This is a genomic window from Flavobacterium soyae, assembly GCF_045348165.1.
In the GTDB taxonomy this organism is placed as follows: domain Bacteria; phylum Bacteroidota; class Bacteroidia; order Flavobacteriales; family Flavobacteriaceae; genus Flavobacterium; species Flavobacterium soyae.
This window is the reverse complement of the sequence record NZ_CP150845.1, coordinates 3,248,126-3,274,290: the sequence shown is the minus strand read 5'-3', so window position 1 is coordinate 3,274,290 and position 26,165 is coordinate 3,248,126. Positions and strand designations below refer to the sequence as shown.

The 26,165-nt window shown below is 34.0% G+C and carries 21 protein-coding genes; 3 read left to right on the top strand and 18 right to left on the bottom strand.

Going from position 1 to position 26,165, the window contains the following annotated elements:
• Positions 1-327: 327 nt before the first annotated feature.
• The 4 genes from AABD74_RS14055 to AABD74_RS14040 all read right to left on the bottom strand — a co-directional run bounded on the left by AABD74_RS14055 (position 328) and on the right by AABD74_RS14040 (position 6,361).
• Positions 328-1,464, bottom strand: a complete 1,137-nt coding sequence (locus AABD74_RS14055; RefSeq protein ID WP_406843246.1) for an acyltransferase family protein — start codon at positions 1,462-1,464, stop codon at positions 328-330.
• Positions 1,465-1,520: 56 nt separating this feature from the next.
• Positions 1,521-2,165 (bottom strand): DUF1349 domain-containing protein, encoded by a 645-nt coding sequence (locus AABD74_RS14050; protein WP_232682054.1) that lies wholly within the window; start codon positions 2,163-2,165, stop codon positions 1,521-1,523.
• A gap of 129 nt (positions 2,166-2,294) precedes the next feature.
• Positions 2,295-4,511, bottom strand: coding sequence for a glycoside hydrolase family 3 C-terminal domain-containing protein (locus AABD74_RS14045; protein WP_406843245.1), 2,217 nt, complete (start codon positions 4,509-4,511; stop codon positions 2,295-2,297).
• A gap of 206 nt (positions 4,512-4,717) precedes the next feature.
• Complete coding sequence (locus tag AABD74_RS14040; protein WP_406843244.1) at positions 4,718-6,361, bottom strand: DUF6377 domain-containing protein; 1,644 nt, start codon at positions 6,359-6,361, stop codon at positions 4,718-4,720.
• A 146-nt stretch (positions 6,362-6,507) separates the two neighbouring features.
• Here AABD74_RS14040 and AABD74_RS14035 point away from each other — a divergent pair, with 146 nt between their 5' ends.
• Complete coding sequence (locus tag AABD74_RS14035; protein ID WP_232682057.1) at positions 6,508-6,852, top strand: 5-carboxymethyl-2-hydroxymuconate Delta-isomerase; 345 nt, start codon at positions 6,508-6,510, stop codon at positions 6,850-6,852.
• 270 nt (positions 6,853-7,122) lie between these two features.
• Here the strand turns inward: AABD74_RS14035 and AABD74_RS14030 are convergent, their stop codons facing one another.
• Positions 7,123-9,381, bottom strand: a complete 2,259-nt coding sequence (locus AABD74_RS14030; RefSeq protein WP_406843243.1) for an acyl-CoA dehydrogenase — start codon at positions 9,379-9,381, stop codon at positions 7,123-7,125.
• 308 nt (positions 9,382-9,689) lie between these two features.
• Positions 9,690-10,607 (bottom strand): EamA family transporter, encoded by a 918-nt coding sequence (locus AABD74_RS14025; RefSeq protein WP_232682059.1) that lies wholly within the window; start codon positions 10,605-10,607, stop codon positions 9,690-9,692.
• A 100-nt stretch (positions 10,608-10,707) separates the two neighbouring features.
• Here AABD74_RS14025 and AABD74_RS14020 point away from each other — a divergent pair, with 100 nt between their 5' ends.
• On the top strand, positions 10,708-12,132 hold the full coding sequence (locus tag AABD74_RS14020; protein ID WP_406843242.1) for a PLP-dependent aminotransferase family protein: 1,425 nt from the start codon (positions 10,708-10,710) through the stop codon (positions 12,130-12,132).
• A 252-nt stretch (positions 12,133-12,384) separates the two neighbouring features.
• On the opposite strand, the gene AABD74_RS14015 is transcribed toward AABD74_RS14020, so the two are convergent.
• The 8 genes from AABD74_RS14015 to aspA form a co-directional block, all read right to left on the bottom strand.
• The gene (locus AABD74_RS14015) at positions 12,385-13,332 is read right to left on the bottom strand and encodes a bestrophin family protein (RefSeq protein WP_406843241.1); all 948 of its coding nucleotides are present in this window, start codon (positions 13,330-13,332) and stop codon (positions 12,385-12,387) included.
• 71 nt (positions 13,333-13,403) lie between these two features.
• Positions 13,404-14,123 (bottom strand): hypothetical protein, encoded by a 720-nt coding sequence (locus AABD74_RS14010; protein WP_406843240.1) that lies wholly within the window; start codon positions 14,121-14,123, stop codon positions 13,404-13,406.
• 77 nt (positions 14,124-14,200) lie between these two features.
• Positions 14,201-15,604 carry an ATP-binding protein gene (locus AABD74_RS14005; protein ID WP_406843239.1) on the bottom strand — a complete coding sequence of 468 codons (1,404 nt, stop codon included), beginning with the start codon at positions 15,602-15,604 and terminating at the stop codon, positions 14,201-14,203.
• A gap of 1 nt (position 15,605) precedes the next feature.
• Entirely contained in the window at positions 15,606-16,280 is a 675-nt protein-coding gene (locus AABD74_RS14000) for a response regulator transcription factor (protein ID WP_232682065.1), read from the bottom strand.
• A gap of 562 nt (positions 16,281-16,842) precedes the next feature.
• Complete coding sequence (locus tag AABD74_RS13995) at positions 16,843-17,460, bottom strand: outer membrane beta-barrel protein (RefSeq protein WP_406843238.1); 618 nt, start codon at positions 17,458-17,460, stop codon at positions 16,843-16,845.
• Positions 17,461-17,571: 111 nt separating this feature from the next.
• Positions 17,572-18,849, bottom strand: a complete 1,278-nt coding sequence (locus AABD74_RS13990) for a BamA/TamA family outer membrane protein (RefSeq protein ID WP_406843237.1) — start codon at positions 18,847-18,849, stop codon at positions 17,572-17,574.
• A gap of 220 nt (positions 18,850-19,069) precedes the next feature.
• Positions 19,070-19,687 (bottom strand): outer membrane beta-barrel protein, encoded by a 618-nt coding sequence (locus tag AABD74_RS13985; protein ID WP_232682068.1) that lies wholly within the window; start codon positions 19,685-19,687, stop codon positions 19,070-19,072.
• 304 nt (positions 19,688-19,991) lie between these two features.
• Entirely contained in the window at positions 19,992-21,401 is a 1,410-nt protein-coding gene (gene aspA, locus AABD74_RS13980) for an aspartate ammonia-lyase (protein ID WP_406843236.1), read from the bottom strand.
• Positions 21,402-21,535: 134 nt separating this feature from the next.
• Between aspA and AABD74_RS13975 the strand changes: the two genes are divergently transcribed.
• Positions 21,536-22,114, top strand: coding sequence for a pentapeptide repeat-containing protein (locus tag AABD74_RS13975; RefSeq protein WP_232682070.1), 579 nt, complete (start codon positions 21,536-21,538; stop codon positions 22,112-22,114).
• Positions 22,115-22,258: 144 nt separating this feature from the next.
• Here AABD74_RS13975 and AABD74_RS13970 read toward each other — a convergent pair whose 3' ends face one another.
• The 4 genes from AABD74_RS13970 to glyA all read right to left on the bottom strand — a co-directional run bounded on the left by AABD74_RS13970 (position 22,259) and on the right by glyA (position 26,100).
• Entirely contained in the window at positions 22,259-22,756 is a 498-nt protein-coding gene (locus AABD74_RS13970) for a GNAT family N-acetyltransferase (RefSeq protein WP_406843235.1), read from the bottom strand.
• Positions 22,757-22,775: 19 nt separating this feature from the next.
• On the bottom strand, positions 22,776-23,816 hold the full coding sequence (locus AABD74_RS13965; RefSeq protein WP_406843234.1) for a GMP reductase: 1,041 nt from the start codon (positions 23,814-23,816) through the stop codon (positions 22,776-22,778).
• 268 nt (positions 23,817-24,084) lie between these two features.
• Positions 24,085-24,678, bottom strand: coding sequence for a tRNA-(ms[2]io[6]A)-hydroxylase (locus tag AABD74_RS13960; RefSeq protein ID WP_053472194.1), 594 nt, complete (start codon positions 24,676-24,678; stop codon positions 24,085-24,087).
• 147 nt (positions 24,679-24,825) lie between these two features.
• Positions 24,826-26,100: a serine hydroxymethyltransferase gene (gene glyA, locus AABD74_RS13955; RefSeq protein WP_073482052.1), complete on the bottom strand. Its 1,275-nt coding sequence runs from the start codon at positions 26,098-26,100 to the stop codon at positions 24,826-24,828.
• Between the last annotated feature and the right edge of the window lie 65 nt (positions 26,101-26,165).

The window sequence follows — 26,165 nt, the reverse complement described above, 5'->3', positions numbered from 1 at the left end:
ATCCCTTTTGTCTTTCATTAATCTATTTTACAATTTTTCGAAATGCATATCCGTAGAGACGCACAGTAGTGCGTCTCCGCAAAGTATTGACACAATATTTTAACGCATTTTTGCAAATTCATACAAAATAAAATCATTTTTAATCCTTTTAATCTGTGGCAAAAAAAGACGTACTGCTGTGCGTCTCTACATAAAAACAAAAAAATAAAGGGATGAAAACATGAAATTTCATCCCTTTTTTGAATATCTATAACTAACAAAATTAGAACTTCAAGATTTTATATACGTTGCGTAGATGCACTGCAGTGCATCTCTACCTTGTACATTTTACGCTATTTTACGTTTTTGAAACTTATTCTGAAGCCAATTTCTAACCGGCTCATCGTATAATTTTAAACATAAATATGCGATTAGAATGCTGGCAATTAAAACACCAATTCCTAAAACATAACCATCCTGAATTGAAACTTTATTATCGACCACCCAAGCTGTGTACCAATAAATTAACGGATAATGGGTAATGTAAATTGGATACGAAATATCGCCTAGAAGCTTGCATATTTTTGTTGAAAAAGCACTTTTAATCTGCCCGCCTGCTCCAATTGCAACAATAACCGGGAAGATTAAAATGATAACGAAAGATTCGTATAAACCATTCAGCCATATACTGTTTTCATCACCAAATCTTGGTAATGCCAAAATAATTGTGATCAAAATACTGCAAACCCAAAATGCGCCTTTTATGTGAATTAATTTTCCTAAACGGGAAAGTAAAATTCCTGCAAAAAACGGATATAATAATCTGGTGAAACCAACATTCATTTGCTCCAGGTTTAATGACCATCCGCCAATTACGTCACCTTTTGGGCCAAAAACGGTATAATTAATTAACAGTCCGGCAAATATCAGCACAAAAACTGACAGTACTTTATTCGAAAATCTGCGAAAAATCAGGGCGTACAAGATGTTTGCGATATATTCGAAAAAAAGTGACCAAGCCGGACCATTTAAAGGATGCATTTCTCCCCAGCCTCTAATTTCCATTGAAGGTGGAATTGGCAGTAAGGTAAAACCAATAAACATTGTTAAAATTAATTTCCACACCGGCATTCCTGCAATTTGCGGAAACAATATATCTGAGGCTTGGAAATAATAAAATACAGCACCAATGATCATTCCCATAATTACCATGGGCTGTAAGCGAATTAATCGGCGTTTGTAGAATTCCCATTGCGTCATGTTCCCCCAGCGGTCGTCATAAGCATACGCCACAACAAATCCAGATAAAAGGAAAAAGAAGTCAACGGCTAAATATCCGTGATTGATAATTTGTATAAAACGGTTTCCGCCGCTAAAGGTTTCAAAAATGTGAAAAGCAACAACTAAAATAGCTGCAACCCCACGCAAACCGTCGAGAATTTCGTAATGCTTTTTTGGTTTAATATCAGATGAAATTGAACTCATTTGTATTTGGTTTAAGTTAAATTATGATTTATAGGTTCAGTTTTTTGGTATTTAGTTTATTGATGGTTTTTCAGCCACTCTAATCTTCTTTGATCTGGTAAATGTTTTACAGAGAAGTTTTCGAATTTAGCTTCAAAACCTTTTCCATCAGGAGAAGCGGCCATTAATCCAACCATTACGGGTGTGTTGTCTTGTAAAGGAGCATTTCTGGTCATAATGTAATTTTTATCATCAAAAGAGTAAAATACCTCAACAGCATCTAATCTTCTAACTGCTTTAATCCAGACAAATGGCGGTGCTTTTTCAAGAGTGGTTACACTCCAATCGCTTTTGTCGTGTGTTACAACCGTACTGATATTGAATTTTCCATCAACAAATTCTACTCCTGTTTTTATGTAATTTTTTTCATCAATGCGAATCATTAAGCCCATTTGGTCAAAACGTGCAATATAATTTCCGGAAATTTTTACTTTGGCTTCAAATTCGCCGCCGTATGCTGCATAATAAAAAGGTGCATCATCAACGGTAAATCCGTAATGAGAAATTCGCCAGTAATCGCTGTTTGCGGTTACATTCATAATAAGTGCATTATTTTTAATTTCCCATTTTTCAGGTTCATTAAACCACTGCATTTTTTCCAGGCTTTGCGCCGAAAGCTTTTGGAATAAAATAAAAACTGCAGCGAATAATATTTGTTTCATTTTATAAATTTAATTAGGATTAAAAAAACTTCTAACTTATAACATTTTATTTATAACTAAAAATATAAAGCAAAGCTGCAACTTTTTACACCTGCAGCTTTACAACCAACCAATTTAGAAATAATGAAATTATTGAAGTGAGAAACCCACTTTAGATTTTATATCTGTCGAAGATGCACCAATGATTGCTTCAAAAGTACCCGATTCTGCAACCCAGTCGTGTTTTTTATCATCAAAGAAACTCAAAGCAGTTTTATCGATTGTAAACGTAACTGTTTTTTCTTCTCCCGCTTTTAGCGAAACTTTCTCAAATCCTTTTAATTCTTTAATCGGACGAGGCAATGAAGATTTTAAATCACTGATATAAAGCTGTACCACTTCAGAACCTTCTCTGCTTCCTGTATTTTTTACAGTAACAGAAAACGTGATTTTGTCGCTGCTTGAAATTTGTTTTTTATCAGCAGTTACTTTTCCGTATGCAAAAGTGGTGTAGCTTAATCCATGTCCAAAAGAGAATAATGGTTTTACTTTTTGTTTGTCTGCCCAGCGGTATCCAACAAAAATTCCTTCGTTATATTTTACTTCGTCTCCACCAGGAAATTCTCCTAAAGCGTGTGCTCCGTTATCAGACAATTTTACAGGGAAAGTGAAAGATAATTTTCCGGAAGGGTTTACATCTCCAACTAAAACCGAGGCCAAAGCATTTCCAGCTTCAGTACCTAAAAACCATCCCTGAACAATTCCCGGAACTTCTTTTACCCACGGCATTGCAACCGCATTTCCAGAAATATTTACGTAAATAATATTCTTATTTACTTTTGCTAATTCGCTGATTAACTTATCCTGACCGTATGGCAATCCTAATTCTTTGCGATCGTGTCCTTCATCATCCTGATTTGGGCTTTTATTCAAACCTCCAATAAAAAGAACAATATCAGCATCTTTAGCCACTTTTAAAGCCTCAGCAGTTAATTCAGCTGGAGAACGCTTTTCTTCTAAACTTACTTTTACTACCACTCCGTTATAATTACTTGTTGGGTCACCAACATAACCGCGGGCGTACACTATTTCAGCCTGACTGCCAATTCTTTTCTTTAAACCTTCAAGAGGCGTAATTTCATATCTTGCTTTTAGAGAAGAACTTCCTCCTCCTACAGTCATCATTTTAATAGCATTTTCTCCAATTACAGCAATCTTTTTAGTTTTAGAAAGGTCAATTGGTAAAATGTTGTTATTGTTTTGTAATAAAACAATTCCTTCCTGAGCAATTTTTAAACCTGCTTTAGCATGTTCTTCAGTTCCAAAAGATCCAAAAGGACGGTTTCTATCCATTGTAGTCAGGAAAGTTAAACGTAAAATACGACGTACTTTTTCATCTAATTCTTTCGTTCCTATTTCCCCTTTTCTAATCATTTCAGAGTATGGTTTTGCTAAGTAATAATTATCATAAGCATTACTTGTTCCCCAGGTAAGTCCGTTTGTCCAGGAACCAAATTCCATATCCAAACCATTATGAATCGCTTGTTTGGTATCGTTTACACCTCCCCAGTCAGAAACTACAACACCTTTAAAGCCCCATTCTCCACGAAGAATATCGTTTAATAAGTATTCGTTGTGGCAGCATTGCTGTCCTTTGTATTTGTTATAAGAACCCATAATTGCCCATACTTCACCATCCTGCACAGCCGCTTTAAAAGCCGGAAGATAAATTTCGTACAACGCACGGTCATCCACCACTACGTTTACTGAGTTACGGTTTGTTTCCTGATTGTTTAAAGCGAAGTGTTTTACACAGGCAGCAACTCCATTAGACTGAACTCCTTTAATATAGGGAACCACCATTTTTGAAGCTAAAAACGGATCTTCTCCCATATATTCGAAGTTACGGCCGTTTAACGGGCTTCTGTAAATGTTTACTCCAGGACCTAATAGTACATTTTTGTTTCGGTAACGCGCTTCTTCACCAATTGATTTTCCGTATAAAGAAGCTAATTCTTTATTCCATGTTGAAGAAAGTACTGTTAAAGCCGGAAATGCAATACAAGAATCATTTGTCCAGCCTGCTTGGTCCCATTCGTCCCATTTTACTTCGGTACGAATTCCGTGCGGTCCGTCGGTCATCCAGTTTTCCGGAATTCCAAGGCGTTTTACACCAGGTGAACTAAATTTTGACTGCGCATGAATCATGGCAATTTTCTCCTCGGTTGTCATTCTTGAAAGCGCATCTTCTACACGCTCACTAATTGGCTTTTTATCATCAAGATAAACCGGAACCTTATTTTGTGCATTCAATCCGAATGAACTCAATAAAACTAAAACAACAATTGTTTTAACGTTTTTAAACATAACTATTAATTTATTTAAGCATTCAATTTAGTTAAAGGTACTAGTGGTCAAATGTACCTTTTAATAATATTGTAAAGCTAAAACGTTATAGTATATTTTGAATTTTTAAACGAAAAAAAGTAGTGAATAAAAAAATTAAAATACTGATTGTCAATTTTTTAATAAAAAATATAGAGCAAAAAAAGTAGTGATCTTAAAATAAATCTTTAGATTTTCAACGTAATTAAACCTATTTTCATCACCATTTCTTCAAAATCGTTTCTCGAAACTGCCGCTTTATTTCGCGCTCGCGTTCGATAATTGTAAATTGTACTTAAAGAGTAACGAAGAAAGGCTGCAATTTTTACACTGTCGTTAATTCCTAAACGAATCAAAGCAAAAATTCGAAGTTCAGTATTTAGCAACTCTCCCTGCTTTAAAACAATTTGTTCTTCTTTAATTAAAAGCGCATTAAAGTCTTTTACAAAAGTAGGATATAGGTTAAGGAAAATGATATCAAAGTTTTTATACAATTCTTCTAATTCTGTATCAACCAAGGTAGTTGATTTTAGCATTTTATAGATTTCGTCGAATTGTTTTGCCGCTGCTTTTTTATTTAACATGATTCGGTAATTCTCCAGTTTATTGATGTAGGTTGAGCAAAGACTGAAAAAATGCGCAATATATTCTTCCTTGATATGATTCGATTCTGATAATTGTGCGTTACGCTCCTGCAGCTGATTATTGGTTTCGGTAATATCCTGATTTAGTTCGGCCAGTTTTCGACTGGTTTCATAAAGTTCTCCACGAATCCTCGAAACCTTTTTCATTTGTTTGTAAACGTAAATAACAGCAACAATCAAAAATACAGAAAGCAGACTGATACAAATTAAATAAAGCTGTAATTCTGTTTTCCGCTTTGCTTCTTTTTCTAAATAAACGGTATTGATAATCGAATAAACTTCTGACATTAAAAGTGTTCGAAACTGCACATTGCAATAAAGCGCATCTTCAATTGCCGATTGTGTGAGTTTATAGGCCATATCGACATCTTCAATTTCGTAAAAAACCAAAGCCAGTTCCTGCAGTGAAGCATTGTCTTTATTAGCATTTTTAATATCGGCTGTTGCCGAAAGCGCATAATATTTTTTTCGTAATTCCAGCTGATGTGTGTTCTCATAAATGCTTCCCAGCAAATAGGTAATCATAGCATATTGCGGATTATCTTCGCTGGCATTTTTCAACAGGTTCATTAATTTTTTTTGAGCAATCACAAGCTTTTGGTGATAAATATCCTGCTGGATTTTATTGATTTGATAATTAATAGATTTTGGGTCTAAAACCATCAATAATGAATCGCGATATTTTTGAATCTGTTCTAAATATTGCCTGCTGAAACTATTAGCGGCGTAATGCTCAAAAAATTCACGATAAGAAGTGTAATAATTGGGAAGCAGTGATTTTGACAATTTATTTTTGTCGATACTTTTTAAAATGGCTTCAGATTCGCGGTATTTCCCTGAAGATGAATAAAGTGTGACCAATTGCAGACTGGCTAAATCTGCTAAATCTTTATTGTGAAGTTCATCGGCAATTTTTAGGTTCTTTTTTACGTATAAAATAGCCGAATCTGAATTGAATTTCTGGTATTCTGTATATAAAGTTTTATTGTAATTGTATTCCTGTTCTTTTGTTAAATCATCAGATTTAATTTTCTTGAAGTTGAGAATTCGTTCTTCTTTTAACCGAACGTAATGCTGCTTGTTTTTTAAAGCAAGATTTAACTTGTCTATAATGTCATCTGTACTTTCCGAAGCCAAAACCGGAAAGCTCATCAGAACGACAAAAAGTAACAAAAGTGGATTTTTCAAACTGCGTTAAAAATAAATGAAACGTACAAATATAATAAAGTGTAAACAGAAAAATGAATTATTTATATATCCGATAAAATAAACGAAAACTGATAATGTTTTTATAATTTTGATTGAAGTGAATTTATAACCTAAACTACTATCAAATGCCAAATTTTATTATCGACTGCTCTGAAAATGTATTAAGATTAAAATCTGCAGATGACATCATGCAGGAAGTTTTTAATTCTGCTTTATCAACAAATCTTTTTACCGCACCAGAAATTAAAGTTCGCATAAATCCTTTTTCACATTATAATAATGGTAATACTTTGAGTGATTTTATTCATGTTTTTGGTTATATAATGGAAGGCCGAAATGAGGAACAAAAAAACAATTTATCAAAAGCAATTGTAACGAAACTAAAAAATTGTCTTCCTGAAGTGAAGTCGATTTCTATGAATATAGACGATTTTCAAAAGGCTGGTTATTTTAATAGTAAAATGATTTGATTGACTTATATGATATAAATTAATTTATCACAAATAACAAGTATTATAATATTACCCGTAATTTTGTCATTCCGAGGAACGAGGAATCACACTAGAAACTCGACAAAGATTGGCGATCTGCTGTGTGGAATTTCCAGTGTGATTCCTCGTTCCTCGGAATGACAAAACTTTGCGTTAAGCCTTATCAAAAGAAAAATAAACTTTGACAAAGTTCTTCTAAAAAATTATAAACCTTATATCACTTATATGATTTAAAAAATGTTTAAAAAACTACACCGCAATTGGCGCCGCCAAACAACTCTCCGGAATATCAAAAGCGTTTACCAATGCCACAGCATCCGGACGAATATTCCAGCAAAGCTGATTAACCAGTTTACGAACCGCTTTAGTTTTTACCGCTTCCATATAACCATCTTCAAGATACCATCCTTTGTTTTTTTCTATCTGCGAAAGCGCATATAATTGATATAATTTGGTCAATATTAGTTTTGAATTTTCATCTTTGATTTCCTTAATTGCTTCCTGAAATTGTTCTAAAACAATACGCTCCAAATAAGCCTGCGCAACATCTATCATTTGATGCTGAACAACATTAAAAGCATCATAAGCTTCTAAACCGCCATCAACCAGTTTTTTGATACGTCTTGCTGCCGAAGCCAGAATTGTTTTTTCTCTGTGTACAAAAGCCTGCAGATGAAATTCGCCATCAAGCAAATGTTCTTCATCAGTTCTTCTTGTCGCAATTGGATTTTTTTCTGTAATGGCCGTTTTGGCATTTTCATAGACATAGTTGATAATTCCCAAAGAGCCCATTTTTCCAAAAGCTTTTCTAAATTCAGATAAACGGTTTTTGGCTACCAACTGCATTAAAACAGTATTATCACCTTCAAAAGTGGTATAAATTTCGGTATCATTTTTTAAAGCATTGATTCGGTTTTCAGATAAATAACCTTTACCACCGCAAGCTTCACGGCATTCCTGCAAAATATCTCTTGTACTCCATGTTGAGTACGATTTCATTCCAGCTGCAAGAGCTTCTATTTCCTGCATTTCGGTTTCTGTCCTATTCAAAAATCTTTTGGTTAGGTATTGAAGCGCAAAATGAACAGCGTAAGTTTTTGCTAAATGTGGTAATAATCTGCGTTGGTGCATTCTGTAATTTAAAATTGGAACTTCTGATCCGCCTTCAGGGCCAAATTGTCGGCGTTGATCACTATAGCGAATGGCAATCGTTAATCCCGATTTGGCTGCTGCCAATGCCGAACGCGGAATCCCGATTCTTCCTCCTACCAAAGTTCCTAACATGGTAAAAAACCTTCTGTTGTCACTCGGAATTGGACTTTCGAATTCTCCTTTATCATTAACAGATGCGAAACGATCCAGCATATTTTCTTTCGGAATCACAACATTATCAAAGCTGATAGTTCCGTTATCTACACCGTTTAATCCCATTTTATGCCCGCAGTCACCAATTGTAACGCCATTTATTGTATTTCCGTTTGTATCTCTTAACGGAACTACAAAAGCGTTTACGCCATAATCATGATCGTCGATAATTAGTTTAGCAAAAACAGTTGCCATTTGTCCGTGAACTGCTGCATTCCCGATATATTCTTTTTGAGCATTTTTGTCTGGCGTATGAATTGTAAACGTTTTATTATTATGATTGTATGTTGCTGTAGTTTCTAAACCTTTTACGTTAGATCCGTGATGTGTTTCGGTCATGGCGAAACAACCCGGAAGTTTTAAAGAACCAATATCTTTTAAATATTTTGCATAATGTTTTTCGGTTCCGAGAGACTGAACGCTCATTCCCCAAAGTCCAAACTGAACGCCAAATTTTATCACCAAACTTAAATCGTGATAACTCAGCGTTTCCATAATTGCAAAATAATCTTCTACATTTCCTCCTCCGCCGTATTCCTTCGGATAGGCCATGTTTCCCAGGTTTTCATCGGCTAAAATTTTACACCAGTTGTAAACCTTTTGACGAAAAACATTAATATCTGTCGAAGTTTCGTAAGCAAATTCAGGTCTTGAAATAATTGATTTTACTTTTTTTATGATGTGAGCTTCTTTTCCGTCCAAAAATTCGGTTACTTTTTGGATATCAAAATTGCTTGTTGTCTGCGAATTTGCGGTAAAAGAATCTGCTTTTGTTTTAAAGTTTTGAAGTGCTTCTTCACCTAAAATTCCAAGGTCATTTTCGAGTTTTGTAAAATCTGATTCTAATGATGAAATGTCCAGATCTTTATCTGAAAGTGCTGCAGCAATATCAAAAATTGATTTTATGGATGATTTATCCTGAATACTTTTTTCAATATCCAGTTTCCATTGTGCCAATTCATTTCGCAATGGCGGATTTGAAATATCAACTTTAGAGAGAAGATATTCCTGTTCTTCAAGTGAAAGGGCCTTTTGAGATTTTATAAATTCTTGTAATGTGGCAAATTCTTTTTGAGTTAAAAGATCATCAGACCACACTAAATAAAACAATGGAGTAAAAGCTTGAAGTTTTGCTGGTTTCATATAATAGAGATTCGGTTTTAATTTTTTTTGCCACAGATTAAAAGGATTAAAGGGATTTTTTTTAGCCACGAATTACACGAATTTTTTTTTATAGTGATTCTTTAATCAATTGAATTCGTGAAAATTAGTGTAATTCGTGGCAAACTTTCTACACAAAGAAAATAATCCTTTTAATCCGTATAATCTGTGGCCTATATTTCATTTTACTGCATAAAAAAACAGGAATGAAAAATACTCATTCCTGTTTTAAACCCCTGTTAAGATTCTCGTAATTTTACATTTAAACCAATAAAAATACAAGAGTTACTTTATTGAGAATCTTTAGACGACAGGATATATTTTTGTTTTATGGCAAAAATATGATGTGAATTAAAAACTAAGACTGCAATAAAAATAATGCCGTATGCTATAATTTGTACAATACCAAATGGTTCTTTATAAAAAAACATGGCCAGAAGAAAAGCAATCATTGGATTGATGTTTAAAAGCATTCCAACGGTTGAAGAATTTATTCCTGAAAGCGCATATAAATTAAGAAACAAGGGAAAAATGGTAAACAAAATAGCAATAGTTTCGATACAGAAATAAAACCTAAATTCTGTTGGAATTGGTCCGCTGTAAGCTGGGAAAAAAGGCACTAAAAATAAAGCTGCCAAAGTAATATGAAACGTCAGGACTATAAATTTATCAAAACCTTTGTTAACACGCTGGCTTACTAAATAAGATGCATACGTAAAGCCAATTATGATGCTGAAAAACATATCCATTATGTTTGCATAAGACAAAAGCAGACAGCCGGAAATACTTAATCCAACTGCAATCCATTGTGTTTTACTTAGTTTTTCGTGCAAAATAAAATAAGCAAGCAATGTGGTTAAAATTGGACAGACTAAATAAGCCAAAGATGTGGCTTTTACGCTGACATGATTCATAACGTAAATAAACGTGAACCAATTGGCCATTAAAAAAACGCTTCCGCCAATGTTTAGCAGAGTCGATTTTCTTTTTTCAGCTTTTGGCATTGCTTTAAAAACTGCTATCGCTTCTTTGACTTTTTTTCGTCTAAATGTAACAGAAATCAGGAGCATTAAAATGCTGCAGCTGAAAACACGATAGAATAAAATATCTAATGAAGGGTAGTCATGTATTGGCTTTAAAACCAAACTGAAAAATCCCCAGATTACAAAACAGGTAATGGCAGCAATATAATATTTTGTTGTTTTCACGACAGTATCTTTTTTACTTTTTTGATGAAACAAATTTCTAAAAAATAAAATAGCAATACAGATACAGTTTTTGTAAATTGCAGCATAACAGTTTGTTTTCATGAAGAGTTCAAATTACTTGTATTTACAGTTTGCCGATGTTATCGAAAATCAGATAAAATCAGGGCTTTTAAGTGTTGGAGACAAACTGCCTTCGATACGGGAAGTCTGTGCAGAAACGGGTTACAGCATGAGTACGGTAAGTAAAGCGTATTATGAAGTTGAAAGTAGATCGCTGATTGAATCCCGCCCGCAGTCTGGTTATTATGTGAGTAATATTTCGGCACGCATAATTGCAGAACCTTCTGCAAGTACGCCAATTTTAACCGTTGAAAACATTGAACGCGAAGATTTAGTCGATTTGGTTTATGGCGATATGCGCAAAAAAAACTTAACGATGCTTTCGCTTGGTTTTCCTTCAAATGAATTACTTCCTATTGCTAAACTAAATAAAGGAATGGTTCAGGCGATGCGGCAATTACCAAACAGCGGTACGAGTTATGAGGAAATTCAGGGAAACAGCAATTTGCGAAAAGAAATCGCACGCTGGTCTTTTACCTGGGGCGGTTCTTTGACGGAAGAGGATATTATTACCACTCCGGGTTGTATTTCTGCCATTTCTGATTGTTTATTGACTCTGACAAAACCGGGAGATACGATTATTACCGAAAGTCCGGTTTATTTTGGAATTCTGCAATTGGCCAGTTCTTTAGGTTTACATGTGATGGAACTTCCAACGAACATGACAACGGGAATTGAACTGGAAGCGGTTAAAAAAACGCTTGCAGCCAATAAGGTAAAAGCCTGTGTTTTGATGAGTAATTTCAGCAATCCGTCTGGAAGCATGATGCCAAATGAACATAAAAAAGAAATTGTTCGCTTAATGGATTTTTATAATGTTCCGTTAATCGAAGATGATATTCACGGCGATTTGTACTTTGGCGCAAGCCGGCCAACGAATTGCAAAACATATGATGAAAGCGGCATTGTGCTTTGCTGCAGTTCGGTTTCTAAATCTTTGGCACCAGGATATCGTGTTGGCTGGGTTTCTCCTGGGAAATTTAAAAAAGAAGTTTTAAGGACAAAATTATATCATACGATCTCCTCGCCTACTATTACGCACGAAGTTGTGGGTGATTTTTTGAAAAACGGACGTTATGAAAATCATCTTCGTAAAATTCGTCAAATCCTTAACCGCAACTGCAATAATTATATCAATACGGTTTTAGAATCTTTTCCGGCAGGAACAAAAGTAAGTCAACCACAAGGCGGATTTTTTCTTTGGGTCGAATTAGATCAAAAAATTGATACGGCTGCTTTTTACCATTTGGCTTTAAAACATAATATCAGCATTGCGCCGGGAAGGATTTTCTCTTTTCAAAATCAGTTTTCGAATTGTATGCGTTTGAGTTTTGGGCTTCCGTGGAGTAATGAATTGCGGGAATCTATTCGAACTTTGGGGAGATTGGCTGCGAAACAGTTATAAAGTTTGTCTTCACGATTAGTTTGTCATTTCGAGGAACGAGAAATCACACTAGAAACTCCGCACAGATATTTGCTAATCTTTGTCGATTTACGAGTGCGATTTCTCGTTCCTCGAAATGACAAACTATTGCTTTTAAAATAAAAAACTCAGAACCTTAGCAGCTTAGAATCTTAGCAACTTCAAAAAAAAGACTGGACAGCGTTAACCAATACACTGTCCAGCCAACAATTAAAGAAGACCAAAATTAAAATCTTATAACACGAAATAAGCGTCTTTTTCGATTTTCTTAGGTTCGTCGTCTAAGTGGAATTCTTTCAGGATATCAAATTCGCTTTGATATTCGTTCAGCATTTGTTTGATATTTTTTTCAATTGTGTTTGCAATTGATGTAACCGGCGTATCTGTTGGCCTGTTTTCAAACGGATCTTGCAAATGTATCGCCATTCTTTCGATCAAAAAGAAAGCAGCTGCAATTGCAGTAATCAACGGAATAGCAAACCAGCTTAATACACTTGTTAACCCAAAAGGCAGTAAGAAAATAAACAAACACAGGGTTAATCTAATATACATACTGTAAGTCGTTGGAAAAATCGTGTTCTTGATTCTCTCACATTTACCCATTTCATCACATAATCGCGATAATGTATTATCGATTTCAACTTGCTGGTACATGTTGATTTTTTTCTCGTTTTTAGCATTTCTAAGGTCACGTGCGTGAAGCATTAAAATGGCATTTGGAACATTTTGATGGTTCTTGATGTATTTAATTTCATCTTCACTCATTAAACCTTTTAAGGGTTTTATGGCATCTTTATTTCGAAGTGCCTGACCTAAACTATAACACCATGCGATTTGTCTTTTTGCAAAGTTCTCTTTGAATTCGCTTGCTTCAACAGAAAAATCAGGGTCTTTATAAAATGTCAGTACCTGACGTATTAAGGTTCTTGAATCGTTTACAACTGCTCCCCAAACAATTCGTGCTTCCCACCAGCGGTCGTAAGCCTGATTAGACTTAAAGGCTAATAATAAGGAAATAATGGTTCCAATCATGGTTGGAATCGCAATTGGGATATCTACAGGAAGGTTGATAAAATAATGATGAAATATTTCAAATAATATGGTATAAGCCAGTACGAGAGCAATTTCTATTTTAATTTTCCCGAGAACGTATTTCATTGGTATTCTTTTCTTTAATAACATATTTTCGGTTTTAAATTATTTTTTTAGTCCTTAGTGAATAGTAATTAGTCTTAGAATCAATTATCAATTACTTAAACTGTTTCTTCATACAATGAAAGTACCGGAAGCCCCAGTTTTTCATTAATATTTTGTTTTTTTACTTTTTTAAATTTGATTTTTTCTCCTTTTCGGGTTTCTACCAAAAGGTCAATTTCATATTTTGAAATAGCTTCGGTCAAATAAGGTGCAGCTGCTTCGTAATTATCATCCACTCTTGAAGTCTGGCTTACAATTTCATATGAGAAATTTTCATTTAAAAACTGCTGTACATCTTTTACATGAACATTTGCAGCGCTGTTTTCTATATAAAGTGCTTTTGTAAAATCTTCTTTAAAATCGTTTCCTAAATGCAGAATCGGGCATTTTTGATTTGCCGCTAATTGCACTAAATATTGATGAATGCGTTTAGTTTCCTGTTTATAAGAATGCGTTAAAATGACTAATTTTACAGCAAAATGTTCAATTATTCCTCTAAAAATTGGAGACGAAAGTCCGTATTGATTGTGAATTTTAATTTTGCAGTTTTTTGTATGATCAATCATATATCTGCAGGTTTCGAGAACTTCTTCCTGACTTTTGGTAAGTCCAGCTCTCATTTCGCGTAAAAAATTAGATGATGAAAATGCATCCGGAACATCAGAAACCATCATTAAAACAATTTCACAGTCAGCTTCTTTTGCCTGACAAATTGCTGATTTTACAGCAGAAATTGTATCATCTTTTAAAGTTGTGGGTATTAGGAAATTTTTCATATGTATAATCTTTTAGTTTATACATACAAAATAAGGGGCTGTAAATTAGAAGGGTATTAATCTTAAATTAGAATTTTCTAAGATTCAACATTAGATTTTTTAATGTTGGCCTTTTTAGGGTTTATCTTTTTAAAGATGATCGTTACGATTGTTCCTTTGTTTTGTTCAGACTGTACTTGTATTTCGCCATCGTGCATACGAATGATTTTAGAAGCCAGCGGCAATCCTAAACCGTAACCAATATATTTGGCCGCAATTTTTCCTCTAAAGAAAGGTTCGTACAAATGCGGAATATCTTCTGGCGGAATACCAATACCGATATCGTTAATCGAAATTTTAATCGCATCCTGATTGGCAGAAAGGGTTACAAATACTTCATTATTATCTGAATATTTTACGCCGTTGGTAATAATGTTGTTGACCGCCAGTTCTAAAAGCGGTTTATTACACGGAATTAAAAGCAAATTAGAATCTTTTGGTGCAAAATTCATTTTGATGCTGACTCGATTATCAGGATAAATTTTATCTAGATCTGATTTTACCTCTAATAACAGTTCGTCGATCCTGGCAATATCCAGAACTTGTTTATTTCCGTCGTAACCGGTTTGTGTCAATTTTAATAAGCTTTCGGTCAGGTTTCCTAATCTTGATGCCTGACTGTAAATATTTTGCAATGATTCTACATATTCTGCTACTTCACGTTCTTTTAGAAGCATAATTTCTGCCTCGGCAATTATGGTTGTTATTGGTGTTTTTAACTCGTGCGAAGCATTATTTATGAAGTTTGCCTGAATTTCAAATGATGTTTCCAGCCGGTCTAACATATCATTGAAAGTCTTTGTCAAATCTGAAATTTCATCAGAGTTTTTAACGGCCGGTAATCTATTGTGAAGATTTGATGCACTGATTCTGTTAACTTCTTTGGTAATTCTTGCTACCGGATTTATAACTTTTTTTGCCAGAAAACGACCTAAAAAGAAAGCCAGAAGTATAAAACCTATGCCTCCAAAAAGTAATATTTTTATAATATATATAGACGTTGTTTTTCCGCGACGATCGCGTGCACCAATAATTACAATGTACTTTTGACTGCTTTCTGTAAAAACCTGACCTAGATAATATTTACTGTTTACCTCAAAGTAATCTTTTCCTGTTGCGAGAATATTAGAATAAAACTTGTTAGGGAGATTTAGTTTTGTGTTGTAATCAAAACTATTGGCGCTGTTTATTTTAAGAACATATTCTTCTTCTTCAATAAGTTCTTCCAGTCCGTTTTTCTTTAAATTTCTATAGTATTTGATTTTTTCGGGATCGTGCTGAAAGTGAATTGAAGCTACAATTTTTGCACGGTCTTCTAACCTTTTTAAGAAATGGTAACGGTTATTTTCTCTAAATAAAACGAATACTATGATACTCAGCAGCAATGTACTAAAAGTAGAAAGTGCTACATAGGTAAAAGTAATTTTTTTTCTAATATCCATTCTATGGCTTTATAACATAACCTAAACCTTTCATGGTATGAATAAGTTTGGTTTTAAAAGGTTTATCAACTTTCTTTCTTAAATATGTAATATATACATCAACAACATTGGTATTCATATCAAAATTAATATCCCAAACGTTATCTAAAATTTGGTCTCGAGAAACAATTCTTCCGGCATTTTTTCCCAGATAATACAGTAATTTAAACTCTTTTGCCGTTAAAATTATCGATTCTCCATCTCTTTTTACCGTTTTGGCACGGCCGTTTATTTCTAAATCGCCAATTGTAATTACATCAATTTTATCGGTTTCCTGATGTGCTCTTCGGTGTAAAGCATTTACTCTTGCATCAAGTTCACCAAATTTAAAAGGCTTTACTAAATAATCATCGGCACCGGAATTAAGACCGGTTACAATGTTTTCTGAAGTTCCCAGCGCTGTTAAAAGTAAAATGGGAACAAAATTTTTGCCGGCGCGAAGTCTGCGGCAAATCTCGATTCCGTTAATATCCGGTAACATAACGTCTAAAATAACAACATCAAAGTTATAATTGTGAATCATTTCAAGGGCAGTTTTGCCATCTAGAGCCACACTTACTTCGTTGTTGTTTTCGGCAAATCCTTTCCTTAAAATCGATAAAAGATTGGGTTCGTCTTCGACTATTAGTAACTTCATATTAATTTGTATATACAACAAAAATAAGGATTGAGTTCAAAAATCTTATTCATAATAGTTATAAATTATGATTTAATTATGAACATTTATATTGAAGCATAAAAAAAGCAGCTTTATCTAGCTGCCAATTTTTACTTATAAAGTTACACTTATTATGTCTTATAATTAAACACATAGTCCCTCCGGGCAATGTCATTAAGTTAAGAGGAAATCTATAAAATTACTTAACAGTTTAATTAAGAAAGTCATTAGAAAAATCAGTTTTTATCAGCGTTTTCGCTTTAGCGAATCAGTAAAATCAGCGTCTAATTGTGACGCGGATAAAACAGATTTACTTCGTAAAAACGCGGATAAACACGGATTTGATTTGCAGTAATTTTATTTTCTAAAAGCTTAACTTAATGACATTGCCCGAAGCCTCGAGATAGATTTTGCGGCTGCTTAAAGGCGTTTCACTTGTATTAACAAACATAGGCTATGTGTAAAATGATTTGTCATTTATTTTATTCTTTATTCAATTAATACATGAATCTATGTTTCTATGTGTTAAATATTATTCTTTCTAATTTTTAAAGTTAAAACTCAATACTGCTCCAAGTCCAAATTGAAAAGTCGAAACATAATCATCAACCGCAACTGGTCCAATATACGTCCAGTAATAACTCTCTCCAACGGCTGCCGACATCGATTGTAGATAAGCGTTAATATTTACAGAAACGGTCGAAGCAGTTTTAATCTTTACCCCGCCTTTTACGTCCCAGCCAAAATAAGTACCGCTTCCACCCTGAGGTGTTTCTAAAATACTAACTCCTGCTCCAGCTCCCAAATAAGGCAATAAATTTGACCCTGTATCAAAATAATGAGTAAAATCTGCTAAGATAAAATTAAAGGCACCTTTATCATTTCCGGCATTTAATTGATTTCCTGCCAGACCATAAAAAGGTATTTTTACATCTGATCTTAAATACTTTAACTCAACTGAATTATTTGTTGAAAAGAAATACTCAAATCCTGCTCCATATTGAAAACCATCTTCAATTGTTGCAGAATAACCGTCATAATCCAGCTCGTCTGAAAAATTATAGCCGCCATACAAATTAAGCGAAAAAGACCTTGCATCCTGAGCCTGCATTCCTATCGTCGACAGGAATACAACTAATAATAAACTGTACTGTTTCATAAATCACATATTTGAAAGTTAAATTGTACGTCAAATTTAAGTTTTTTCTTGTAAATTCTTACATTTTTAAAACATAAAATTCATCATATCAAATACTTAACAAAACAAACATCAAAAAGTTTCTCCAGCATTTAGATAAAATCCTTTAGAATTATTTCCCCACGCATTATCGACAATCAAGTTGGTACGTGTTTTTTTATCAATTAGTATTCTAAGACCAAGGCCGGCTGCAGGTTGAATGGCATGAAAAAGAGATACATTATTATCGTCATTACTTGCGGTTACAAAATTGGTAAAAACGGTGCCGCTAAACATTTGATTACAGGTTATAGGAAACCGAAATTCTGTTGAAAGATATACAAGTCCGTTTCCTCTAAATAATCCCTGTGTATAACCTTCTCCACTCCTGCTTCGCTGGTCCCAGCCAATTGCGGGCAGATTTAAATACGGAACATCTCCTCTTGTTACAAACTGTCCGTAAGCCCAGATTCCGAGGATGTATCGAGGATTTTTCTGCGAAAGCGGAATAAAATTTCGATATTCTGCATATAAAACGTTGCTGTATTTTTGATTATCAAAAAATACCGGATTAAAACGATAATTGATATTGGCAAACCAGCCCCGTGAAGAATTTACCTGATTGTCTCTCGAATCGTAAACCATATTAAAACTTACTCCGGTTAAAAAATATTCTGAATTATCAAAACCATGTTCCTGATTATAATTGTAGTGATAAGTTAGATTTCCGTTTTCAACATCCAGTTCTTTATCTTTTATATTGGTGTACCAATCAATATTGATTCCTGCACCTACATAAAAATTCTTTCTTACTTCAAAAGAAGCAGTTTGATGAAATTTGAAATAATTATAATCCATTTCCTGAGCCAATGAATCGATACTAAAACCGGGTTGCTGATCGCGATGAGGCGGAATTATATCTGTTCCGAGTCCGTAGTTTGGCTGTGAGAATATATAAAGCCTGTAATCGCCGCTTAAAAATATTTGGTTATTTTTTAGCAGAATATTGTTTTTGACATTAATCAGCCATTGCTTTTTTACGGTATAGGTTATACCCAAATTAGCTACTGAATATTTATCTGATTCTTGTTTTCCTTTGAAAGTATATTGCGCAACGGCACCAAAAAAGAATCCGGTTGCGGGTTGTGAACCAATTGCGGGAATTACAAGAAAAAAATTGTTTTTTGTAGGTTTAACAACTAATGTAGAATCCGTTTTTTTAAAGATTTCTAAAATAGTTTTAGGAGGACAAATTTCTTTGTTTTGAGAATTTGTTTGACTTTGGGCTGCTAGAAATAATGGAAATAGAAAAAGCAGAACTGCGATTTTAATTTTATGCTGAAAACTTGTATTTCTGAAGAATTTCACCATTATCAAGTTAAGCTTTTTTAATTACTACCCAATCCTATTGTAAATATAACTCTTATTTTCAATATTTTACAAAACGATGTACTGCATTATTTAATTTAATTTATACTAACTAAGGCTAATTTGCTGCCAATCTTTTTTTATTGCAATTTTTTTTACAATAAAAAAGCCGTCAATAAAACTGACGACTTTTTTTTCTTGCTAAAAATAAATTTAGGTTTGCTTAGTTTTTAAAATTAAAGCTAAAAACTGCCCCTAATCCAAATTGGTATGTACTTACGTAATCTTGTACTCCAACAGGTCCGTAGTAAGTCCAGTAATAACTGTTACCTACAGCTGCAGACATTGATTGAAGGTATGCATTAAGATTTACAGATACTGCAGAAGCTGTTTTGATTTTTACACCTCCTTTAATATTCCATGCAAAATAAGTTCCTCCGTTATCTTGAGGCATTTCTGTAATTCCTACACCAATTCCACCACCTAAATAAGGTAACATTTTTCCACCAGTCTCAAAATAATGAGTTCCATCTAGAAAAATATAGTTAAATGCCGCTTTTTCATCACCAGCATTTAATTGATTACCAAGAGGGCCATAAAATGGAATTTTAGTATCGTTTCTTAAATACTTTAATTCGATAGAGTTATTTGTCAAAAAAAAGTATTCTACACCAGCTCCATATTGAAAACCATCTTCAATTTTTGCAGAGTAACCATCATAATCAATAGTATCTGCAAAATTGTAACTCCCATATAAATTAAGAGAAACAGATTTTGCCTCTTGAGCTTTCATCATAATTGCAGACATAAAAACTACTAATAATAAACCGCATTTTTTCATAATTTTAATTTTTTAAAAGTTTAATTTACATTACAAATATATGTATTTTCTTATAATAATAACACTAAAAAATATTAATTATCTTACATAATAATAACAGTCTCTAAATAACCATTTTATGTTTTTTAATTTCTTTATCAACATAAAACTCAGATCACTCAGAACAATTCAACCATAAAAAAATTATAAAAACTAAAGCAACATTATCCCATTTTACAACAACTTAAATCAAACAAAACACAAAACATCATAAAAAAAGCCGTCAGTAAATTGACGGCTTGTTATTATATTTTTTATAGCAATTTTACTTTGTGATAAATTTTGGATGTATTAAATTTTCTAAAGAATAGATTTCATTCCATTTTTCCTGTGTAATCAGCTTTCTTTCTAAAACCGCAATTTGATGTACACTTTTGTTTGTTTTTAAAGCCTCGCCCGCTATACTCGCACTTTCTTCATAACCAATAATTGGGTTTAACTGCGTAACGATTCCTATGCTGTTCATGACCATATTATAACAGTGATCAACATTTGCCGTGATTCCGTTAATGCATTTATCAATTAAGGTTTGAATAGCATTTGAAAGATAATCTAAAGATGTAAACATCGCAAAAGCAATAACGGGTTCCATTACATTCAATTGCAATTGTCCTGCTTCTGCCGCCATTGTAACGGTTAAATCCTGGCCAATTACATAAAAACAAGTTTGGTTTACGACTTCTGGAATTACCGGATTTACTTTACCCGGCATAATCGATGAACCTGGCTGGCGTGCCGGTAAATTAATTTCGTTTAAACCTGTTCTAGGCCCTGAACTCAACAATCGTAAATCGTTACAGATTTTAGAAATCTTAACGGCAGAACGTTTTAAAGTCCCCATAATTTGTACATAAGCTCCGGTATCGACCGTTGCTTCGATTAAATCTGGTGAAAGTGTCAACGGAATTCCAACTTCTTCAGCTAAGTAAGCAACACAAATTTCAGGATAACCTTCTGGTGCATTTACTTTTGTTCCAATGGCCGTTGCGCCCATATTGATTTCCAGCAATAATTCCTGAGCATTTTTTAAGCGTTGTATATCTTCTCCAATTGTTGTGGCGTAGGCTTTAAATTCTTGTCCTAAAGTCATGGGAACAGCATCTTGCAGCTGTGTTCTTCCCATTTTTAAAACTTCTTTAAACTCTTCTCCTTTCTTTGCAAAAGCTACTTCTAAACCGGCAAAAGTTTTAATAAAGCTTTCCATTTTTAAATACAACGCAATTCTAAATGCCGAGGGATAGGCATCGTTTGTAGACTGCGAACAGTTAACGTGATTGTTTGGGTGCAAAAAGTTATATTCGCCTTTTTTATGTCCCAGATATTCGAGTCCAATATTGGCAATTACTTCATTGGCATTCATGTTTACAGAAGTTCCTGCGCCGCCCTGAATTAAATCACTTACAAATTCATCATTAAATTTTCCCGCAATAACCTGATCGCTTCCGTAACAAATAGCTTCGGCAATTTTTGGATCGATTGCATTACAATCTTTATTGGCTAAGGCTGCGGCTTTTTTTACGTAACCTAAAGCTTTAATAAATAAAGGTTCTTTTGAAATAGGAATTCCGGTAATATTGAAGTTTTCTACCGCTCTAAAAGTTTGGATTCCGTAGTACAGATGATTCGGAATTTCTAATTCCCCTAAAAAATCATGCTCCTTTCTTGTTGATTCCATATATTTAAATTGATGTTTTTAACGTAAAAAATAAACGTAAAGCTACATCAATTTCTAAATTTTGTTCACAACTTTTACTTAATATTTTGGCTTAAATTAGTACCTTTTCGCTCTTAAAAAATTTTAAAATAAACTTGAAAAAAGAGAGCGAATATTTTCTTGATAAAGAATATAATACGATTATTTATGCCAAAGACGATCTTAATTTTAAAGATTTCGAATGCTGCGTTTTTAATAATTGTAACTTTTCTGCCTGCACTTTTTTAGCAGTTACTTTTATCGACTGTGTTTTTAATGACTGTATTTTCACCGAAGCCAAAATTAATTATGTTGCTTTTAGAACCGTAACTTTTAACGGATGCGAAATTAAAGAAGTCAATTTCGCCATGTGTGATAAATTGATTTTTGAAGTTCGCTTTAATGACTGCATTCTGGACTTTTCAAAATTCTATACTTTAAAAATAAAAGGAACGCCATTTACCAATTGCAGTTTAATTGCCGTCGATTTTATGGCTGCGGATCTTACAGGTGTTCTTTTTGATAACTGTGATTTATACCGTTCCGAATTCGACAAAGCCATTGCCAACAAAACCGATTTTAAAACGAGTTATAATTATACGATCGATCCATCTAAAACTAAACTTAAAAAGGCTGTTTTTGCTTTGAAAGAGCTGAAAGGTTTGTTGTTTAAACATGATGTTATTGTAACGTAATTTCTAATAAATAGAACGCGGATGACACGGATTTGCTCCGAAAAAGCGCAGATGAAACTGATTTTTTTATCATAATTTGAAAATTAAATCCGTTTAAATCCGTGTCTTTGCAAAGCAAATCCGTGTCATCCGCGTTCAATTCTATTAAAACTTTTTCCCCATCACATAATCTTCCATTAAATAACCATTTCCAATTTCTATATCAACAGTTTCCTTAATTTCGAAACCTAGTTTTTTATAGAAATTCAATGCTGTATTAAAACGGTTTACGTTTAATAAAAGAGCTGTTGAATTGTTTTCTAAAGCCAGTTTTTCAATCGATTCAAAAACTATTTTTCCGTAACCTTTTCCTTGCGTTTCCGGCAAAAGATAGATTTTATGAATTTTGGTTATGGCTTCATTTTTATAATTATGCTCAATTCCGATAAATCCAATTGTTGATTCTGAGTCTGAAATCAGATAAAATAATTGTTCTTTATTCTCTATTTGCTTCGTTAAAGCTTCTTCAGAATAAAATAAACCTAACATATAATCTAACTGCGTTTGCGATAAAATTTTGCCATAAGTAATGGGCCAGGTAATATTTGTGATTTTCTGAATTGTTTTAATATCACTTACCCCTGCTTCTGAAATAGTAATCATATTGTATTTTGAGATATTTTTAATTTGTAAAAACCTGATTTTCCTGTTCGCTTACACGGATGAAAGTCGTTCGTTTGGTAAGTTCTTTCAATTTTGAGGCACCAACATAAGTACAAGTGCTTCGTAATCCGCCTAAAATGTCTAAAACTGTAGCGATAACATTTCCTTTAAACGGAACTTTTACTGTTTTACCTTCGCTTGCCCTGTATTCTGCAACGCCTCCTACATGTTTTTCCATTGCAGTTGCTGAACTCATTCCGTAAAATTGTTTGAATTTTTCACCGTTCATTTCGATTAAATTTCCTCCGCTTTCGGTATGTCCGGCAAGCATTCCGCCCAGCATTACAAAATCAGAACCTGCACCAAAAGCTTTTGCAATATCACCCGGAGTTGAACAGCCGCCATCACTTATAATATGGCCGCCTAAGCCGTGTGCAGCATCGGCACATTCGATAATGGCAGAAAGCTGCGGATAACCTACGCCTGTTTTTACACGTGTGGTGCAGACAGAACCCGGTCCAATTCCCACTTTTACGATATCGGCACCAGCCAAAAGTAATTCTTCAACCATTTCGCCAGTTACTACGTTTCCGGCAATAATTACTTTATCTGGATATTGTTTTCGGGTTTGTTTTAAAAACTGAACAAAGTGTTCTGAATAACCGTTTGCAACATCAATACAAATAAATCGCAATAACGGATTTGAAGTAATAACTTTGCCTATTTTGTCAAAATCTTCTTTTCCGGTTCCGGTACTTATGGCTATATAATTGTAGAAATCCGGCGTTACATTTTTCAGGAAATTATTCCATTCTTCTAAAGTGTAATGTTTATGAATGGCGGTGAAAAGCTTTTCTTTTGCCAAAACCTGAGCCATTTCAAAAGTACCTACCGTATCCATATTGGCGGCCATTATGGGAATTCCTGTCCAATCTGAGGTGCTGTGTAAAAACTTAAAATTTCGTTCTAATGAAACTTCAGATCTGCTTTTGAGCGTTGATCTTTTTGGGCGAATCATTACGTCTTTAAATCCTAATTTCAGATCGGTTTCTATTCTCATGGCTTTGAATTTTGGTTACTTTCAAAGATAGGAATTTTTAGATTGCAGATTTAAGAATTTAGATTTTAGATTGCTAAACTTTGCGCTTAATTGGTACACGGATGACACGGATTCGCTTTCGCGAAAGCGCGGATTTGATGCGGATTTTTATTTTTGTTATGTTTTGTTTCAAGTTTCACGTTTGTCACGTTGAGCGAAGTCGAAACTCGCTCCAATGAAAAACTTGAAACTTGAAACTTGAAACCTTAAACTTTAAGCAAAACTAAAACTATCCGTGAATAGTCTCATTTTTTCCGTAATTTTTAATAATCGATTCTTCAAACTCCAGCCATTCTCTCCAGCGTTTTTCAACATCAATTCCTGTTCCGTATTTTCTTGCGTAGGTTATAAATGTGGTGTAATGCCCGGCTTCGCTTTCCATTAATTCTCTGTAGAAAACGGCCAATTCTTCGTCCTGAATATTTTCAGATAAAACTTTGAAACGTTCGCAGCTTCTGGCTTCAATCATTGCTGAGAATAATAATCTTTCAACCAAACCTGAAACACGGCTTCCGTCACCGCTTTTTTTCATGTATTGGTACAATTCGTTTACGTATTCATCTTTACGTTCACGTCCTAATTTCAATCCTCTTTTAATGATGATATTATGAACCTGCTCAAAATGATCGATTTCTTCTTTGGCTAAAGCCAGTAAATCTTTCACTAAATCCTGATGTTCAGAATTATTGGTGATAATCGTAATCGCATTTGTTGCTGCTTTTTGCTCGCACCAAGCGTGATCTGTTAAGATTTCTTCTATGTTTTTCTCAACGATATTTACCCATCTTGGGTCGGTTGGCAATTGTAGTCTTAATACGCCCATTTTTTTAAGTCTTAAAGTTTGAAAGTCGAATATCATAAAGTCATTTAGAAAAACTAAAAAGAAAATCGAAGATCAAAAACTAAACACAGAAATTCGCATTCCATTTTAGACTTTCGACCTTCGACTTTATGACTTTACAACTAATTTTTAATATGCAAAAATCGGTCTTTCGCTCATTAATTCATTTACTTGTTCAGCAACTTCTTCGATAACATCTTCGTTTGTATGATCTGTAAGAACTTTATCGATTAAAGCTACGATAGTTTCCATATCTTTTTCTACTAAACCACGAGTTGTGATTGCAGCTGTTCCAACACGAATTCCAGACGTGATAAATGGTGATTTATCGTCAAAAGGAACCATGTTTTTGTTTACTGTAATTTCTGCTTTTACTAATGCATTTTCAGCTTCTTTACCAGAAATATTTTTATTTCTTAAGTCGATAAGCATCATGTGGTTATCAGTTCCGCCAGAGATAATGTTGTATCCTCTTTTTACGAAAGCATCTGCCATTGCATTTGCATTTTTTTGTAATTGCATTGCATATGTAAAGAATTCGTCTTTTAATGCTTCTCCAAAAGCAACTGCTTTAGCAGCAATAATGTGCATTAAAGGCCCGCCTTGGTTTCCTGGGAAAACAGCTAAATCTAATAGTGAAGACATCATTCTGATTTCTCCTTTTGGAGTTTTTAATCCTTGTGGGTTTTCGAAATCTTTCCCCATTAAGATCAAACCTCCGCGAGGTCCGCGTAATGTTTTGTGAGTCGTTGTAGAAACGATATGACAATGTGGAATTGGGTCATTTAATAATCCTTTTGCAATAAGACCCGCTGGGTGAGAAATATCAGCAAATAAAATTGCTCCTACGCTGTCAGCGATTTGTCTGAAACGAGCAAAATCCATATCTCGAGAATAAGCCGAAGCTCCTGCAATGATTAATTTTGGCTGTTCTTTAGTTGCAATTTCCTGAATTTTATCATAATCTAAACGACCAGTTTCAGCATCTACACCATAAAAAACCGGACGGTATAAACGTCCTGAAAAGTTTACAGGTGAACCGTGAGTTAAGTGGCCTCCGTGAGATAAATCAAAACCTAAAATAGTATCTCCGGGATTTAAACAAGCATGGTAAACAGCAGTATTTGCCTGAGAACCAGAGTGAGGCTGTACGTTTGCGTATTCAGCACCAAATAATTCTTTAGCTCTGTCAATAGCAATCTGCTCGATAACGTCAACTACTTCGCAACCGCCGTAGTATCTTTTGCCTGGATACCCCTCAGCATATTTGTTAGTTAAAACAGACCCGGCTGCTTCCATTACCTGATCACTTACAAAATTTTCTGAAGCAATTAGTTCTAATCCGTGAATTTGTCTATCTTTTTCTTCTAGAATAAGATCAAAAATTTGTTCGTCGCGTTGCATTTCTTCGTTTTTCGTTAATTTCCTGCAAAAATACAAAAAAACGTTTGTGATACTGTTAGATTATG